Origin of the sequence: Streptomyces sp. NPDC048415 (assembly GCF_040651675.1) — a bacterium.
GTDB lineage: Bacteria > Actinomycetota > Actinomycetes > Streptomycetales > Streptomycetaceae > Streptomyces.
In genome coordinates, this window is the sequence record NZ_JBEZKJ010000008.1 from 85,482 (window position 1) to 102,067 (window position 16,586).

A 16,586-nucleotide genomic window follows, 5' to 3' on the forward strand; every position below is an offset into this window, starting at 1 on the left:
GCTCAAGAGCCTTGACACTCGACCCAACCGAAGCGCAAAATCCCAATCACTTCACGGCAAGGCCTCCCATTATCACTCCCGTGAGCGCTCACGGTACCGCTCACGGGAGCGCTCACGGAACACATTCAACCAGAAGGCATCCGCCTCCAGGTGTCAACGTCGACCCGCCTAGCACCGTCGCTAGTCGTTCTCTGGAACGGAAGATATGAGCAGCACAGTCACACGCACTCGCCTCGTCATCGCAGCCGCGGCCGCAGGCGTGGTCGTCCTCGCCGGGTGCTCGTCGTCCGACTCGTCGTCCGACAACGCGTCCGCCCCCTCCTGTGAGCCCTCCAAGGGCAAGGTCACCCTCCAGTACTGGAACACCGTCAACGGCATGGACAAGGTCGTCGACCTGTGGAACAAGGAACATCCCAACATCCAGGTCGAGACGAAGAACATCTCCAACGACCAGTACGGCGCGATCGGCAACGCCCTGAAGGCCGGTAAGGCGCCGGACCTCGCCCAGGTCGGCTACGACGAGCTGCCCACCCTGCGCTCCCAGGACGCCTTCGTGGACGCCTCGGCCTGCAAGGCGGCCACCGACGCCGAGTCGAAGTTCGTTCCGTGGACCTGGTCGCAGGCCAGCTTCGGCGGCACCGGGGTGTTCGCCCTTCCGCAGGACACGGGTCCGATGGCCATGTACGTACGCACCGATATCTTCAAGAAGTACGACATCCCGATTCCGACGACCTGGGACGAGTACGAGGCTGCCGCCGAGAAGCTGCACAAGGCGGACCCGAAACTCACCATCGCGTTCTTCGACCCGAACAACGCCGAGTGGTTCAACGGGCTCCTCTGGCAGAACAACGCGGAGATGTACAGCTACTCCGACGACAAGTGGCACGTCACCGTGGAGTCGGACAAGAGCAAGCAGGTCGCCGACTACTGGCAGAAGCTGATCTCCGACAAGCTCGTGCGCACCGACATCGCCAACGGATCGACGCAGATGTACGCCGCCTACCAGGACGACCAGATCGCCACCCAGATCGGGGCCGCCTGGGGCTACACGGGCCTGCGGGACAACCTGCCCAAGCAGGCCGGCAAGTGGTCGATCGTCCCGATGCCGACCTGGGGTGCGAACGGTACGTCCGGCGACTGGGGCGGCTCGACCGTCGCGTTCATGAAGGGCGGCAAGCACCTGTACGAGTCGGTCGAGTTCAACACCTGGCTCAACACCGACCCCGAGGCCCTAGCGATGGAGAACGAGCTGGGCGGCCTGTACCCGGCGGCCAACGACGGGCTGAAGCTTCCGGCGCTGTCCAAGGGTGTGCCGTACTACAACAACGAGAAGATCTTCGACGTCTTCGCCGACTCGTCCAAGAAGATCGACACCAACTTCTCCTGGGGTCCCACCCAGAAGGCGGTGAACCTGGCGCTGCAGGACGCGATGGCCAAGGCGGCGGGCGGTGACGGCACGCTGACCGACGCGCTCGCGACCGCCCAGTCCGCCGCGCGGAAGTCGATGAAGGACCTGGCGATCCCGGCCACGTCGGGCAAGTGACCGCAGCATGACCGACATCGCCACCCGTCCCACCGACGCGGTGTCATCACCGCCCCGGGGCCGCCGCGGTCCGCGTCTGGACGTCGGCGGCCCCCGGGCCGGCACCGTCGTCGCGTTCCTTACGCCCTTCTTCTTGCCGTTCGTGCTGTTCTACCTGGTGCCCATCGGCTACGCGCTGTGGCAGAGCTTCCGCGTGGTGCGCCGCTCCGGCGGCCAGTACGGCACCTCCTACACGACGTTCGGCGGCTTCGAGCAGTACGTGCAGGTGTTCCAGAACGACGAGTTCTGGTCCAGCATCGGCCGCATCGGCCTGTTCGGCATCGTGCAGGTGCCCGTCATGCTGTTCGTCGCGCTGGTCATGGCACTGCTGCTGGACGCTCCCCTGCTGAAGCTCAAGGGGTTCTTCCGCATCACCACGTTCATGCCGTACGCGGTGCCCGGCGTCATCGCCGCGATCATGTGGTCGTATCTCTACTCGCCGCAACTCAGCCCGGTCATCGACCTGTTGAACGGCATCGGTCTGCACCCCGACTTCCTGGGCCCGGGTGCCGTGCTGTGGTCGGCGGCGAACGTCTCCACCTGGCTGTGGACCGGCTACAACATGCTGATCATGTTCTCGGCGCTGCAGTCCATCCCGCAGGAGCTCTACGAGGCCGCGAGGATCGACGGGGCCGGCAACTGGACCATCGCGTGGCGCATCAAGGTCCCGATCATCGCCCCGTCCATCGTCATGACCACGGTGTTCTCCATCATCGGCACGCTGCAGCTGTACTCCGAGCCGGCAGTGCTGCGCCAGATCTCCTCGAACATCTCCAGTACGTTCACCCCGAACATGCTGGCGTACACCGTGGCCGTCGGGAACAACTATCAGCAGGCCGCCGCCATTTCGGTGGTCATCGCGGTCATCACCTTCGTCTTGAGCTTCGGGTTCATGCGACTGACCTCCAAGAGGGCGGGACTGTGAGCAGCCGACCCCCTGTCCAAGAAAGCCGCGTGAGCCGTACGGCCGTCATGGCCCTGATGTTCGTGCTGGCGATCTACTTCCTGCTGCCGCTGTACTTCCTGATCGTCGCGGCGACCAAACCGCAGGGCGATCTCGCCTCCACCAACGGCCTGACGTTCTCGCACTTCCAACTGCTCGACAATCTGCGCACCCTGTTCACCTTCAACAACGGCATCTTCGGCCGATGGATCCTCAACACGGTCATCTACGCGGTGCTGGGCGCGGCCGTGGGCACCCTGATCTCGGCGTTGTGCGGCTACGCGCTCGCCAAGTTCCGCTTCCGCGGCCGGGAGTTCCTGTTCTCGGTCATTCTCGGCGGTGTGCTGGTCCCCAGCACTGCGCTGGCGCTGCCGCTGTTCCTGCTGTTCTCCGAGACCGGACTCGTCAACACCTACCTCGCGGTCTTCCTGCCGAGCATCGTCAGCCCGTTCGGCGTCTACCTCGCGAGGATCTTCGCGAATGCCGCCGTGCCCCAGGAACTCATCGAGTCCGCGCGCCTTGACGGTGCCGGCGAGTTCCGCACGTTCTTCTCGGTGTCGTTCAAGCTGATGTCGCCGGCGCTGGTGACCATCTTCCTGTTCCAGTTCGTCGGCATCTGGAACAACTTCTTCCTCCCGATGGTGATGCTCCAGAAGGAGTCCCTCTTCCCGATCACGCTCGGCCTCTTCACCTGGAACGGGCAGACCGCCCGCTCCCCGCTCCTCCAGGAGTCCGTGATCACCGGCTCGCTGGTGTCGATCGTGCCCGTGATCATCGTGTTCATCCTCCTCCAGCGGTTCTGGCGCAGCGGGCTCGCCGCCGGCTCCCTCAAGTGACCGCTGCCGTCCCCCACTCCGTACAGAAGGTCCGTCTCGCCATGCCCAACTCCGCAGTATTCGTCCCCCACTTCCACTGGGACCGGGAGTGGTACGAGCCCTTCCAGGTCTTCCGGCACCGGCTGGTGACCGCCCTGGACACCGTGCTGGAGACGGCGGAGGCGAACCCGGACTTCCGGTTCACCGTCGACGGTCAGATGGCCGCGGTCGAGGACTACCTGGAGATGCGTCCGGAGAACCGCGAGCGGGTCGTGGCCCTGGTCCGCGAGGGCCGGCTCGCGATCGGCCCGTGGCTGATCCTGCTCGACGAATTCCTGTGTTCCGGCGAGACCATCGTGCGCAATCTCCGGATGGGGTGGGCGGCGGCGGAGCGGCTCGGCGGCGCGATGCCCATCGGCTATCTGCCGGACATGTTCGGCCACGTCGCGCAGATGCCGCAGATCCTGGCACGCGCCGGGATCGAGCACGCGGCCCTGTGGCGCGGGGTGCCCGGCTCGGTCGAGGGGCACGCCTTCCGCTGGCGCGCCCCGGACGGCTCCGAGGTGCGCACCGAGTTCCTCTTCGACGGCTACGACAACGGCCTGGACGTCCTTCTGGTGCCCGACCAGATCGGCCGCGCGCTCGGCGAGTACGCGGAGATGACGGACGCGCGGTGGGGCGGCGATCCGGTGCTGGCCATGGCGGGCACCGACCACAACGCGCCCGACCCGCAGCTGGCGGCCTGGCTGCGCAAGGCGTCCGGCGCGGAGCTGCCGATCACCGTCGCCACGCTCGACGAGTACATCCGAGGGCATGTGCGCGACGAGGTGACCTCCGTCGTCACCGGTGAGCTGCGCAGCCATGTGCGGGGCAACATCCTGCCGGGCGTGCTGTCCGTGCGGCTCGGGCTCAAGCAGCGGATGGCCGTCGCGGAGCGCACCGTCGACCACGCCGAGCGCGTGAACGCGCTGTGGTCGCGACGCGACGACTCGGCCTTCCTCGCCCTCGCCTGGCACAAGATCATCGAGTCCACCGCGCACGACTCCGTGGTCGGCTCCGGCACCGACGAGACCTGCGACCAGGTCGCGGCGCGGCTCGCCGAGGCCGCGCAGACCGCCCGTGCCGTGCGGGACGCGGCGCTCGCCGAGCCCGCCGCCCGGGTGCCGAGCGACGCCTACCTGGTGGCCAACCCGCTGCCGTCGCCGCGCACCGCGCTGGTCGAGGTGGATGTCCTGGCCCCGGCTGCTGGGACCGCGCTCGTCGCCACCGGCGCCGACGGGTCGGCGCATCCCGTGCAGCTGATCTCCGAGGACCCGACCGTGCTCAGCGACGAGCGCATGGACGCCTCGCAGCTCGAACGCGTACTACGCCGTATCCACCGTCGGGAGCTGTTCGGACTGCTGATCGACCGCTACGAACTCACGCCGGGCTCACTGGTGTTCCATCTCGCCGAGGTGCCGGCCAGCGGGCCGTTCGACCTGCTGATCCTGCGTCGCGAGGTCGCCGCCGCGGCTGCCGCGCATCCGGGCGAGTGGCAGGTGCGGACGCTGGCCGAGGCGCGGGCGACCGCGCTGGTGCCGGTGCACGTGCCCGCCTCCGGGCTGACCGCTGTCCGGGTCTCGGCGGCCAACGGGAACACCGCCCCGGCGCCACGGCTCACGCCGGCCACGGCCACCGTGACGCCGTCGGCGGACGCGCTGTCGAACGGCCTGGTCGAGGTGGTGGTAGCCGACGACGGCACCCTGGTCGTGACCGGCGCGGACGGCACAGTCCTGTCGGGGGTGGGCCGCCTGGTCGACGGCGGAGACCGCGGCGACAGCTACAACTACGCTCCCCCGGCCCGGGACATGCTGGTGTCGGAGCCGACCCAGGTCACCGTCGAGCTCGTCGAGAACGGGCCGCTGCGGTCCCGGCTGCGCGTCACCCGCGTCTACGAGTGGCCCGACGCGCTCGCCGCCGACCGTGACATGCGCGGCCAAACCACCGTCCCGACGCCGGTGGAGATGCTGGTGGAGCTGCGCTCGGGCGAGCCGTTCGTGCGGATCTCGACGGCCTTCCTGAACCGGTCCGCCGACCACCGGCTCCGATTCCACGTGCCGCTGCCCCGGTCCGTGACCACGTCCGCCTCCGCCGGCCAGTTCGCCGTCACCGAGCGGGGGCTCACGGCGGAGGGCGGCTGGGGCGAGTACCCGCTCCCGACCTTCCCGGCGAGCACCTTCGTGTCGGCAGGGCTGGCCACCGTCCTCCTCGACCACTCCAGCGAGTACGAACTCGTCGACGACGGCTCGGCACTGGCCCTCACGCTGCTGCGCGCGATCGGCTCGATCAGCGTCAACATCCACCCCCTGCGCGACGAGCCCGCGGCGAGCGAGATCCCCGCCCCGGGCGCACAGGACCTCGGTATGCGCATCGAGAACCGGCTCGCAGTCCTGCCTTCGGCCACCGGCTGGCAGGCCGCGGACGCGGTCGCCCTCGCCGAGGAGTTCCGCAACGACGTGCTCGTCACGCGGGGTACCGCACCCGCCGGGGGCACCCTGCCGGCCGACGTGAGCGGCGTACGGGTCGACGGCAAGGACGTGTTCGTCTCCAGCATCCGTCGGGTCCCCACCGACGGGGACGGGCACGGAGCCGAGAACGGGCACGGAGTCGGGGACAGCATCGAGGTCCGGCTCGCCGCGCTGAGCGACACCGGCTCGACCGCCCGTCTGACGGGTGACTTCACCGAGGCCACCACGGTCGACCTGCTCGGCCGGCCGCTCTCCACCACGCCGACGCAGGACGGCCTCGAACTCGCCCTCACGCCCTGGGAGATCCGCACGGTCGTGCTGAGGCAGCACCCCACGGCGCCCACGAGCCGACCGTGACCGTCACCTGGTCCCGCGGCGGATCGTACGAACCGGCCGCGACCGACGCACGGTCCTGCCGTGGGCCGTACGAGCCGAGCCACGGGCCGGACGAGCCGAGCGTGACCAACACCGCTTCCCGCCGGCAGTCGTACGAACTGGACACGACCGGCGCGGACACCCCGGCACGGCCCGTACGAACCGGCCGTGACCGACACCTCTACCCGCCGGCAGCCGTACGCACCGACCGCGGGCTGCTCCCGCACCCGCTACCAGCGGTACGAACCCGGCCGTCACCGACCCCCACGCCCGCCACGGCACGGGCGACGTCCACCGAGCCCCCGCGAAGAAAGACGTGACCTCTTGCTCTCCGAGCTCTCCGCGTATGTTTCGGACCCGGCACCGGGGCGCGGCGCACTGCGCCCGGCGCGCTCGTGGCTGCACTCCGACGCCTCTTCCCTCTCCCTCAATGGGCCTTGGCGCTTCCGGCTGTCCCCCACGGCGTCGGTCGCGGCGGACTTCGTAGCCGACGACTTCTCCGACGACGGCTGGGGGACCCTGACGGTGCCCGCGCACTGGGTGCTGGAGGGCGACGGCGCCTACGGCAGGCCCCTCTACACGAACATCCAGTTCCCGTTCCCGATCGATCCGCCCCATGTCCCGGACGAGAACCCCACGGGCGACTACCGCCGCCACTTCGACCTTCCCGACGGCTGGTCGGGCGCCGAGCGGATCGTGCTGCGGTTCGACGGGGTCGAGTCGCTCTTCACGGTGTGGGTCAACGGCGTGGAGACCGGCGGCGCCAGCGGCAGCCGGCTCGCCCACGAGTTCGATGTGACGGACGCGGTGCGTCCGGGTGACAACGTCGTGGCGGTGCGGGTGCACCAGTGGTCCGCGGCCAGCTATGTCGAGGACCAGGACCAGTGGTGGCTGCCGGGGATCTTCCGCGACGTCACCCTTCTCGCCCGGCCGGCCGCGGGCATCGAGGACGTCTGGCTCAGGACCGGTTATGCCGCCGGGCAGGGCCGGATCGACCCGGAGGTCACCGCCGACGCGTCGGCCTTCCCTGTCACCCTGTGTATCCCCGAGCTCGGCGTCGAGCGGATCTGGGCGACGGCGGCCGAGGTGGCGCCGCTGGACGTGGCCGGGGTGGAGCCCTGGTCGGCGGAGGAGCCGCGCCTGTACGAGGCCACGGTCGCCTCGGCGGCGGAGAGCATCGCCCTGCGGGTGGGTTTCCGCACGGTCGAGATCCGCGGCGACCAATTCCTGGTCAACGGCCGCCGGGTGGTCTTCCACGGGGTGAACCGTCACGAGGCGCACCCCGAGCGCGGCCGGGTCTTCGACGAGCGGCATGCGCGCGAGGACCTCGCCCGGATGAAGCGGTTCAACGTGAACGCCATCCGCACCAGCCACTACCCTCCGCACCCACGGCTCCTCGACCTCGCCGACGAACTCGGGTTCTGGGTCGTCCTGGAGTGCGACTTGGAGACCCACGGCTTCGACCAGGTCGGCTGGGTCGGCAACCCGAGCGACGACCCGGCGTGGCGCCCGGCCTACCTCGACCGCATCCAGCGGACCGTCGAGCGGGACAAGAACCATCCCAGCGTCGTCATCTGGTCGCTCGGCAACGAGGCGGGCACCGGCAGCAACCTCGCCGCGATGTCGGCATGGGTCCACGCCCGGGACGCCGAACGGCCGGTGCACTACGAGGGCGACCACACGGGCGAGTACACGGACCTCTACTCACTCATGTACCCGACGGTCCCGGAGACCGAGCGGGTCGGCACCGACGACGCGTCGTCCACGCTTCTGGACTGCACCCCCGCGCAGAGCGCCCGCCAGCGCGGCAAACCGTTCCTGCTGTGCGAGTACGCCCACGCGATGGGCAACGGGCCGGGCGCGTTCGACCAGTACGAGGCGCTCGTGCACGAGTATCCGCGGCTGCACGGCGGCTTCGTCTGGGAGTGGCGGGACCACGGCCTCCTGGCGACGGCCCCGGACGGAACGACGTACTACGCCTACGGCGGCGACTTCGGCGAGGTTGTGCATGACGGCAACTTTGTGATGGACGGCATGCTGTTGAGCGACGACGTCCCCACGCCCAGTCTCCACGAGTTCAAGGCGGTCGTGCAGCCGCTCCGCTTCGCCTTCGACGGCGAGAAGGTCGCGATCACGAACCTGCGGCACTCGGCCGACACGTCGGATCTGCGGTTCCGCTGGCGGGTCGAGCACGACGGGGTGTCGGTGGACTCGGGCGAGCTGGACGTCCCCGTGCTCGCGGCGGGCGAGTCGGGCCGGGTGACGCTCCCCCGGGTCACGGTGTCCCCGGACGCCGAGACCTGGCACACGATCGACGCGGTGCTGGCGACAGGCACCGCCTGGGCGGCCCAGGGGCATGTCGTAGCGACCGCCCAGCACGACCACTCGGTCCGGCGCCCGGTCCCCCGCGCCCGTCCGCGCGCCGACTGGCGGCCCGGCGACGGCACCCTCACCCTCGGCATCGCCGAGTTCGCCGGCGGGTCGCTCACCCGTCTCGCCGGTCGCGCCGTGACCGGACCGCGTCTGGAACTGTTCCGCGCCCCGACCGACAACGACGAGGGTCCGGGGGACCGCCTCGAAGGCAGCGACGACAGTATCGCCGGGGTGTCCAGCGCCGACCTGTGGCGCCGGGACGGCCTGGACCGGCTCACCGCGCGGCAGGTCACGGTGGAGCACGGGGCGGACGCCCTGCGCACCGTCGACAAGGTCGCCGCCGCGCACTCCGCTCTGTCCGTGACGGTGGAGACCGTCTGGTCGGTCGAAGGGGACGAACTCGAACTGCGCGTGGAGATCGAACCGTCGAACGGCTGGCGGACGGTGTGGCCGAGGATCGGTGTGCACTTCGGCCTGCCCGACGGCACGGCTCCCGTCGACGCTGCCGAGTGGTTCGGGCTGGGCCCGTTCGAGTCCTACCCTGACAGTCTCCACGCGGCACGCACAGGACTCTTCGCCGCCCCGGTCGGCGATCTCTCGGTCGACTACGCGCGCCCCCAGGAGACCGGGCACCGCTCCCAGCTGCGGCACCTGACGCTGACCAGCGGTGCGGAGCGGGTGGTGCGCATCACCGCCCTGCCCGACACCCAGGGCCGGCGTCCCGGCTTCACCCTCAGCCGCCACACCCCTCAGCAGATCGCCGAAGCCCGGCACCCCTTCGAGCTCCCCTGCTCGACGACCAGTCACCTGATCATCGACGCGGCCCAGCACGGCCTCGGCTCCCGCGCCTGCGGCCCCGACGTATGGCCGGAGTTCGCGCTGCGCCCGGAGGCGCGCACGATCAGGCTCCGGATAACGGGAGGCCGAACCACGACGTGAGGCCCGCCCGGTCGGCGGCGGATGTACTGATCTGCTTCGCCGACGGCAACACCTTCGAGGGCATCTGCCAGTACTGCGACCGGGCAGTCGACTTCGCTTTGGACGAAGCGGAGATGTGCCAGGACTGCCTCGAAACGCGATTCGCCAAGTTCTGCGAGCGTGCACGAGCAGGGCGTGCTGCTGCGGCCTGCGTCTTGCAGCGATGCAAGACGGATCGGCGGCATAGGGAAAGGACTTTCAATTCCCAGGGTGATCTGAGGTGAGTGGTGGATCAGGGGGCCACATGCGTTAGCGTGGCGAGCGTTGACGGCGAGCCCCGTGCTGGTTCGTGCTGGTTTTAGAGGCGCAGTAGGGTAAACGTGCAGGTCAGGGCAATTTCATGAGAATACTGCACACTTCCGACTGGCATCTGGGCCGGGCGTTCCACCGGGTGAACATGCTCGGCGCCCAGTCCGAGTTCATCGGCCATCTCGTCACGACCGCGCGCGAGCGCCACGTGGACGCGGTGGTCGTGTCGGGAGACGTGTACGACCGGGCGGTGCCGCCGCTGGCCGCCGTCGACCTCTTCGACGACGCCCTGCACCGGCTCGCGGACCTCGGTGTGCCCACGGTGATGATCTCCGGGAACCACGACTCGGCGCGCAGGCTCGGAGTCGGCGCGGGGCTCATCGGGCGCGCGGGCATTCACCTGCGGACCGACGCCTCGGCGTGCGGTACACCCGTGATGCTCACCGACGCCCAGGGGGAGGTGGCCTTCTACGGGCTGCCGTATCTGGAACCGGCCCTCGTGAAGGACGAGTTCGGGGTGGACAAGCCGGGACACGAGGCAGTGCTGGCCGCCGCCATGGACCGGGTCCGCGCCGACCTGGCCACGCGCGCGCCGGGCACCCGCTCCGTCGTCCTCGCCCACGCCTTCGTCACCGGGGGCGAGGCCAGCGACAGCGAGCGGGACATCACCGTCGGCGGAGTCGCCTCCGTACCGGCGGGCGTCTTCGACGGCGTCGACTACACCGCGCTCGGGCATCTGCACGGCAGCCAGACCATCACCGAGCGCGTGCGCTACTCCGGCTCCCCTCTGCCGTACTCGTTCTCGGAGGCCGAGCACCGCAAGAGCATGTGGCTGGTGGACCTGGGCCCCGAGGGCTCCCTGAGCGCGGAGCGGATCGACTGCCCCGTCCCCCGGGCCCTCGCCCGCATCCGGGGAAACCTGGAGGACCTGCTCGCCGATCCGGAGCTGAAGCGCCACCAGGAGGCATGGGTCGAGGCGACCCTCACCGACCCGGTGCGCCCGGCCGACCCCATGGCGCGACTGACCGAGCGCTTCCCGCACACCCTCAGCCTCGCCTTCGACCCCGATCGGGCCCCCGAGGACCCGGACACCTCCTACGCCCGCCGCCTTGCGGGCCGCAGCGAACAGCAGATCGCGGAGGACTTCGTCGCCCATGTGCGCGGCGCGGGCCCCGACGCACACGAACAGACCGTGCTGCGCGACGCGTTCGACGCGGTCCGCGCCGACGAGGCCGTACGGGAGGTCGCCCGGTGACAACACCGCGTGTGCTCGGCCGGAGGAGGGCCCGATGAGGCTGCACCGCCTGGACATCACCGCCTTCGGGCCCTTCGGCGGCGCCCAGAAGGTCGACTTCGACGAGCTGTCGTCCGCCGGGCTCTTCCTGCTGCACGGGCCGACGGGCGCGGGCAAGACCTCCGTCCTGGACGCCGTCTGCTTCGCGCTGTACGGGGCGGTGCCCGGCGCCCGCCAGAGCGGCCAGGGCCTGGGCCTGCGCAGCGATCACGCGGCGCCCGCCACCCGCACCGAGATCCGCCTCGAACTCACCGTGGCCGGACGCCGCTTGGAGATCACCCGGCAGCCGCCCTGGGAGCGCCCCAAGAAGCGTGGCGCCGGCACGACCACCGACAAGGCACAGAGCTGGCTGCGCGAGTACGACGCCTCGGCGGGCGCCTGGAAGGACCTCAGCCGCTCCCACCAGGAGATCGGCGAGGAGATCACCCAGTTGCTCGGGATGAGCCGCGAGCAGTTCTGCCAGGTGGTGCTGTTGCCCCAGGGGGACTTCGCGCGCTTCCTGCGGGCGGACGCGGAAGCCCGCGGCAAGCTCCTCGGCCGCCTCTTCGACACCCACCGTTACGCCGAGGTCGAGGAGCGCCTCGCCGAGCGGCGGCGGTCGGCCGAGGCCGAAGTGCGCTCCGGAGACGCCGCGTTGCTGGCCGACGCGCACCGCATGCAGCAAGAGGCCGGGAACACCGTCGAGGTGCCGCTGCCCGACGTGGCGCCCGGCGACCCCGGCCTCGCCGAGTCCATCCTGACCTGGGCCGCCGTCGCCCGCAGCACCGCCCGCGAACGGCTGACGATCGCCCACTGCGCCCGAACGGCCGCCGAATCGGCGCAGGCCGCCGCGGATCGCATGCTCGACGACGTACGTGAAGTGGCCCGGCTGCAGCGCCGGTTCACGGAGGCCCGGGAGCGTGCCGCGCGTCTGGAGGAGCGGGCCGACGCCCATCGGGAGGCCCAGGCGCGGATGGAGCGTGCCCGCAAGGCCGAGGCGGTGGCCCCGGCGCTCGACCTGCGTGAGGTGGCCGAGGCCGAGCACCGGCGCGCCGCGGCCGAGGAGGCACACGCGCGTGCGGCCCTCCCGGAGACGTTCGGCGACGCCGGCGCGCCCGGGCTCGCGGCCGCCGCCCGCAAGGCCGCCGAGGAGCTGGGCGGACTGGAGTCGGCGCGCCGGGCCGAACGACGGCTGGCGCAACTAGCCACAGAGCGCGCCTCCTTGGACCGCCAGGAGCGCGCCGACGACGACGTCCTCCAGGAGGCCGACGGCTGGCTGGCCACGTGGGAGGACACCCGCGCCGGTATCGAGGCGCGGATCGAGGCCGCGCAGGAGGCCACGACCCGCGCAGAGCAGCTCGCCGTGCGGCGCGAACCCGCTCTCAAGCGGCTGGGCGCGGCCCGGCAGCGCGACCAGTTCGCCCAGGACACGGACCACGCCCACGAACGGGCCCTCGCCTCGCGTGAACGCGCCACCGGGGCACGCGCCCACTGGCTCGACCTCAAGGAACAGCGACTCAAGGGCATCGCCGCCGAACTCGCCGCCGGGCTCGTCGTCGGGCAACCCTGCGCCGTCTGCGGCGCCACCGAACACCCCGCGCCCGCACGGAAGGTCGCCGGACACGTCGACCGGGAGACCGAGGAGCGGGCCCTCGCCGCGTATCAGCGCGCCGATGAGCAGCGCACCGAGGACGAGCGGCGGCTCGGCGTCGTACGCGAGGCGCTGGCCGCCGCGACGGCGGAGGCGGGCGACACTCCGACCGCACAACTCGCCGATCAAGCCGAGGAGTTGGAGCGGCAGCACACCGAGGCCCGAGCCGCCGCCTCCGCTCTGCACGCCGCGCGTGAGGCGCGGGAACAGGCGGAGCGTGAGCGCGAACGGCGGCTGGCCGCCCAGCAGGAGGCCGCCCGCCGGGTCGCCTCGCGTGCTTCGCTCAGGGACGCCCTGGACCGCGAAAAAGCCTCACTGGAACGGGACTTGGAGCAGGCACGGGGCTCCGCCAAAACCGTCTCCGCGCGCGCCGGGCAGCTGGAGCGGCGGGCCGCGCTGCTCACCGAGGCCGCGGACGCCGTCCGCGCGGCCGAGGACACCGCGCAGCGCCTCAAGAACGCCGACGCGCGACTCGCCGACGCGGCCTTCCGCGCCGGGTTCGACACACCGCGGGAGGCGGCCGCCGCACTGCTCGACGACGCGGCGCACCGAGAGCTCCAACGGCGGCTCGACGTCTGGCAGTCGGAGGACGCGGCGGTACGCACCGTACTCGCCGAGGCCGACACGGCCGCCGCCGCCCAGCAGCCGCCCGCCGACTTGCGGGCCGCGGAGCAGTCCGCCGAGTCCGCCGCCCGGCGTCTGCGGGCCGCCGCCTCCGCGCGGGACGCGGCGACCCGGCGCTGCGCGGAACTCGACGCCCTCTCCGCGCGCGCGACCAGGGCTGTGCGCCGCCTGGCGCCGCTGCGTGAGGAGTACGACCGCGTGGCACGGCTGGCCGGACTGGCGGCGGGCACCTCGGCGGACAACGAGCGCAAGATGCGCCTCGAGTCGTACGTCCTCGCCGCCCGCCTGGAGCAGGTCGCCGCCGCCGCGACCGTACGGCTGCGGCGGATGTCCTCCGGGCGCTACACCCTCGTGCACTCCGACGACCGGGCGGGCCGCGGCCGCAGCGGGCTCGGCCTGCATGTCGTCGACGCCTGGACCGGGCGGGAGCGGGACACCGCGACGCTCTCCGGCGGCGAGACGTTCTTCGCCTCCCTCGCGCTGGCCCTCGGTCTCGCGGACGTCGTCACCGACGAGGCCGGTGGCGTGCGGCTCGACACCCTCTTCATCGACGAGGGCTTCGGCAGCCTCGACGACCAGACCCTCGACGAGGTCCTCGACGTCCTCGACTCACTGCGCGAGCGCGACCGCAGCGTCGGCATCGTCAGCCATGTCGCCGACCTGCGGCGCCGCATCCACGCCCAGCTTGAGGTGGTGAAGGGGAGAACGGGGTCGGTGGTACGGCAGCGGGGCACGGGCGGCTCGTGATCGTTCGCTTGCCTGCCGCTACGACGACTTCGGCGCCCAGGGCGTTCTTCGAGTCCGCCGCCACTGGCGCATCGGGATGCTGAACCTGACCTGGCCGGAGGAATGCTCGGACCGGATGGCCGAATTGATACTTCCGCGTGCGGTCACTTCAGGCACTGGCGTGTGACTCCTCATAGACCCTGCGTGTGCTCTCCTGACAGGCTTCCGTGCATGGCACAGATCAGTCGCGCCGGAGCCGTCAATGTTGAGTACAGCCACTTCCCGGTGGGTGAGCTGTGGGAAGCCGGATTCGAGCGCAGGGAGGGCAAGCCAGACTTCCAGGCAGAGGAACCAGTCGTCGTTGTTCCGGGGCAGATCGTCGTGACGTCGCGGGTCCAGGAGCACAGCGCGCCGGTCGTCTTGGTTGTCAGTGACCGAGCGGACGAGGCGCCGGGACCCGCGTGGGTCTTGGTGACTTCAGTGGCCTACCAGCCAATTTATACGGGGCGCATGGCCGCCTTCGACACGATGAACGGCCCGGCCGGTGGCGCCGTAGCGCCCATCGAAGTCTTTGGTCGGCAGGCTGAGCCGGGGGAGCCCCTCGTCGATCTCGACCCGGCCCGCACCTACCGGGTGCAGGTGTGGGCGCAGGGCCGGGCCGATGCCCGCGAACGGTTCGACTCCGCTGTGCAGCGGGAGGAACGGGACAGCTTCGACGTGTTCGAGAGCTACGTGATCGTGTTCGTCCCCTCGGGCACACAGGAGCCGCCACAACCCGCCCCAGTGGAGAGCCGGCGGGACCGCCTTGCCCGCCAGCACGGAAAGCCGCCACTGAACATGCGTTGACGTGCACAGCGGAGAGGGGGAGCAGCGTTGCGCCGACTCCCCCTCTCTACTGGCAGATGCGGGTTACTTCACGTAGATGCCGTACGCGTTGCCGTGCAGGATCCGGTCACTGCCGTACCAGTTGCCCAGCTCACGGCCCGCCTGCTCGTGGTCGATAGTGGTCTTGTCCGTTACATCTCACCTCCCGGTGGGACCCGTGCCTGCCATGAACCCTGAGCCAAAACTCTGCCAGGGGACGCCCCTCTGGCCTGAGGAGTTTCCCCCGGCCCGCGATGACGAGGGCGCTGCATGTGCGCGAGCTGTCGGGCGCAGAGTTCATTGCCTCGCGATGAGGCTCTCAGCGAGGAATGGCGAGAAGGCGCCGACAGGAACGTCGGGGGCCACGCCGCACATGCCTGTTCAAACTGCTCCACGCGGCGCCGTACGCTCCCGGCGCGACGATGCCCGGCGAGGTGCGGGTCTCGGCATACTGGTCGGCGCCCTCGGCTATCTCGTCCGCCTCGTTGCCGTCGTCGCCGTCGTCCTCCTCCTCCGTCACCTTGGGAGTGACGGCACCGACCGACTGGGCACGCTCGGCGGCGAGTTGGGCGAGCGTACGGGCCCCGAACGGGTGCTGTCCGAGCCGAGCGCGGCGCCTGCGGGTAGGGCGGCGAGAGCGGCGGATGCGGTGATGGCACAGATCGTGAGCCATCGTCTCTTACGGGTTGGTACTGACACCAGGTCCTCCCAAACGGCGTTGGGGCAGACAGGATCACGAGAGACGGGGACCAGAACGAGGCTTTGGTCACCGCGAGCAGCATGTGTCCTCCGTCCAGGGTCTCCCGGCGCACCGAGCGGCGGGTCCAGCCGGTGGTGGTCAGCACGCCGAAGCACACCGCCGGCGCCATCAGCCCGTAGGAGAGGTACCCGTGCGAGCGTCGCGACGTGCCGCACCCTCTGGTCATAGGGGGTGTAGTTGCCTTCGGCGTGCGCGGCCGGCATTGCGGCCAGCGATGTGACCAGCGGCAGGGCCAGTGCGGCGGCGCGCGCCGGCCACCGGGTGGAATCTGCCGAAGCCGAGACGTTCTCCTTGCAGGGGCCGGGCGTGACGAACTGCTCGGCGTGGGCCGCACCGGGCCCCGCGAAGTCCTACAGGCTGTGAGGCTAGCCTGTGTCCTACAGGATGTGCGACAAAGGAGTGCCGCAGCCCCGTAGGACGGGGTGGGCGGCTGCAGGGAAGGAAGAACGGATCATGTCGAGCCCGCGGGACGACGGGACCGACGTTCCTGAGGCGGGCGCCCGGCGCCCGGCCGGGGCGTTGGAGGCCGAGGTGATGGCCGCGCTGTGGGCCGGGGACGGGCCGCTGACCGCGGCCCAGGTGCATGCGGTCCTGGGTGACGGCCTGGCCTATAAGACGGTGCTGACGGTGCTGGGCCGGCTGCACGCCAAGGGGCTGGTGGACCGGGAGCAGGCCGGTCGCGCCCACTCCTACAGCCCGCGGCGCGGTCCGGCGGAGGTGGCGGCCGAGCAGATGAACGCCGCGCTGCGACGGGGGCCGCGGGGCCCGGAGGTGCTGCAGCGTTTCGTTGACACCCTGGACCCCGGGGAGCAGGCCGCGCTCCGCGCCCTGCTTGACCCGCGGGACTGACCGAGTAAGGAAAGGCA

General features: G+C 70.7%; 10 protein-coding genes. 9 read left to right on the forward strand and 1 reads right to left on the reverse strand.

What is annotated here, in order from left to right:
* Positions 1-205 precede the first annotated feature (205 nt).
* From AB0D27_RS08880 to AB0D27_RS08915, 8 genes are all read left to right on the forward strand, one after another.
* Positions 206-1,543: an ABC transporter substrate-binding protein gene (locus AB0D27_RS08880; RefSeq protein WP_362504142.1), complete on the forward strand. Its 1,338-nt coding sequence runs from the start codon at positions 206-208 to the stop codon at positions 1,541-1,543.
* Between the two features lie 7 nt (positions 1,544-1,550).
* A complete protein-coding gene (locus AB0D27_RS08885; protein ID WP_362504145.1) occupies positions 1,551-2,507 on the forward strand; it encodes a sugar ABC transporter permease in 957 nt (318 codons plus the stop codon).
* 47 nt (positions 2,508-2,554) lie between these two features.
* Positions 2,555-3,361 carry a carbohydrate ABC transporter permease gene (locus tag AB0D27_RS08890; RefSeq protein ID WP_362504348.1) on the forward strand — a complete coding sequence of 269 codons (807 nt, stop codon included), beginning with the start codon at positions 2,555-2,557 and terminating at the stop codon, positions 3,359-3,361.
* Between the two features lie 41 nt (positions 3,362-3,402).
* Complete coding sequence (locus AB0D27_RS08895; protein ID WP_362504148.1) at positions 3,403-6,204, forward strand: alpha-mannosidase; 2,802 nt, start codon at positions 3,403-3,405, stop codon at positions 6,202-6,204.
* A 342-nt stretch (positions 6,205-6,546) separates the two neighbouring features.
* Positions 6,547-9,534 carry a glycoside hydrolase family 2 TIM barrel-domain containing protein gene (locus tag AB0D27_RS08900; RefSeq protein WP_362504151.1) on the forward strand — a complete coding sequence of 996 codons (2,988 nt, stop codon included), beginning with the start codon at positions 6,547-6,549 and terminating at the stop codon, positions 9,532-9,534.
* Positions 9,535-9,913: 379 nt separating this feature from the next.
* On the forward strand, positions 9,914-11,077 hold the full coding sequence (locus AB0D27_RS08905; RefSeq protein WP_362504154.1) for an exonuclease SbcCD subunit D: 1,164 nt from the start codon (positions 9,914-9,916) through the stop codon (positions 11,075-11,077).
* A 34-nt stretch (positions 11,078-11,111) separates the two neighbouring features.
* Complete coding sequence (locus AB0D27_RS08910) at positions 11,112-14,117, forward strand: SMC family ATPase (RefSeq protein ID WP_362504157.1); 3,006 nt, start codon at positions 11,112-11,114, stop codon at positions 14,115-14,117.
* A gap of 210 nt (positions 14,118-14,327) precedes the next feature.
* Positions 14,328-14,942 (forward strand): hypothetical protein, encoded by a 615-nt coding sequence (locus AB0D27_RS08915; RefSeq protein ID WP_362504160.1) that lies wholly within the window; start codon positions 14,328-14,330, stop codon positions 14,940-14,942.
* 337 nt (positions 14,943-15,279) lie between these two features.
* On the opposite strand, the gene AB0D27_RS08920 is transcribed toward AB0D27_RS08915, so the two are convergent.
* The gene (locus AB0D27_RS08920; RefSeq protein WP_362504162.1) at positions 15,280-15,633 is read right to left on the reverse strand and encodes a hypothetical protein; all 354 of its coding nucleotides are present in this window, start codon (positions 15,631-15,633) and stop codon (positions 15,280-15,282) included.
* 540 nt (positions 15,634-16,173) lie between these two features.
* On the opposite strand from AB0D27_RS08920, the gene AB0D27_RS08925 reads away from it, so the two are divergent.
* Entirely contained in the window at positions 16,174-16,569 is a 396-nt protein-coding gene (locus AB0D27_RS08925) for a BlaI/MecI/CopY family transcriptional regulator (RefSeq protein WP_362504165.1), read from the forward strand.
* Positions 16,570-16,586 lie beyond the last annotated feature (17 nt).

Excerpts from the sequence above, each read along its gene's own strand:
- AB0D27_RS08880 (WP_362504142.1), top strand. The coding sequence starts at position 206 with ATGAGCAGCACAGTCACACGCACTCGCCTCGTCATCGCAGCCGCGGCC.
- AB0D27_RS08885 (WP_362504145.1), top strand. The coding sequence starts at position 1,551 with ATGACCGACATCGCCACCCGTCCCACCGACGCGGTGTCATCACCGCCC.
- AB0D27_RS08890 (WP_362504348.1), top strand. The coding sequence starts at position 2,555 with ATGGCCCTGATGTTCGTGCTGGCGATCTACTTCCTGCTGCCGCTGTAC.
- AB0D27_RS08895 (WP_362504148.1), top strand. The coding sequence starts at position 3,403 with ATGCCCAACTCCGCAGTATTCGTCCCCCACTTCCACTGGGACCGGGAG.
- AB0D27_RS08905 (WP_362504154.1), top strand. The coding sequence starts at position 9,914 with ATGAGAATACTGCACACTTCCGACTGGCATCTGGGCCGGGCGTTCCAC.
- AB0D27_RS08910 (WP_362504157.1), top strand. The coding sequence starts at position 11,112 with ATGAGGCTGCACCGCCTGGACATCACCGCCTTCGGGCCCTTCGGCGGC.
- AB0D27_RS08915 (WP_362504160.1), top strand. The coding sequence starts at position 14,328 with ATGGCACAGATCAGTCGCGCCGGAGCCGTCAATGTTGAGTACAGCCAC.
- AB0D27_RS08920 (WP_362504162.1), bottom strand. The coding sequence starts at position 15,633 with ATGGCTCACGATCTGTGCCATCACCGCATCCGCCGCTCTCGCCGCCCT.
- AB0D27_RS08925 (WP_362504165.1), top strand. The coding sequence starts at position 16,174 with ATGTCGAGCCCGCGGGACGACGGGACCGACGTTCCTGAGGCGGGCGCC.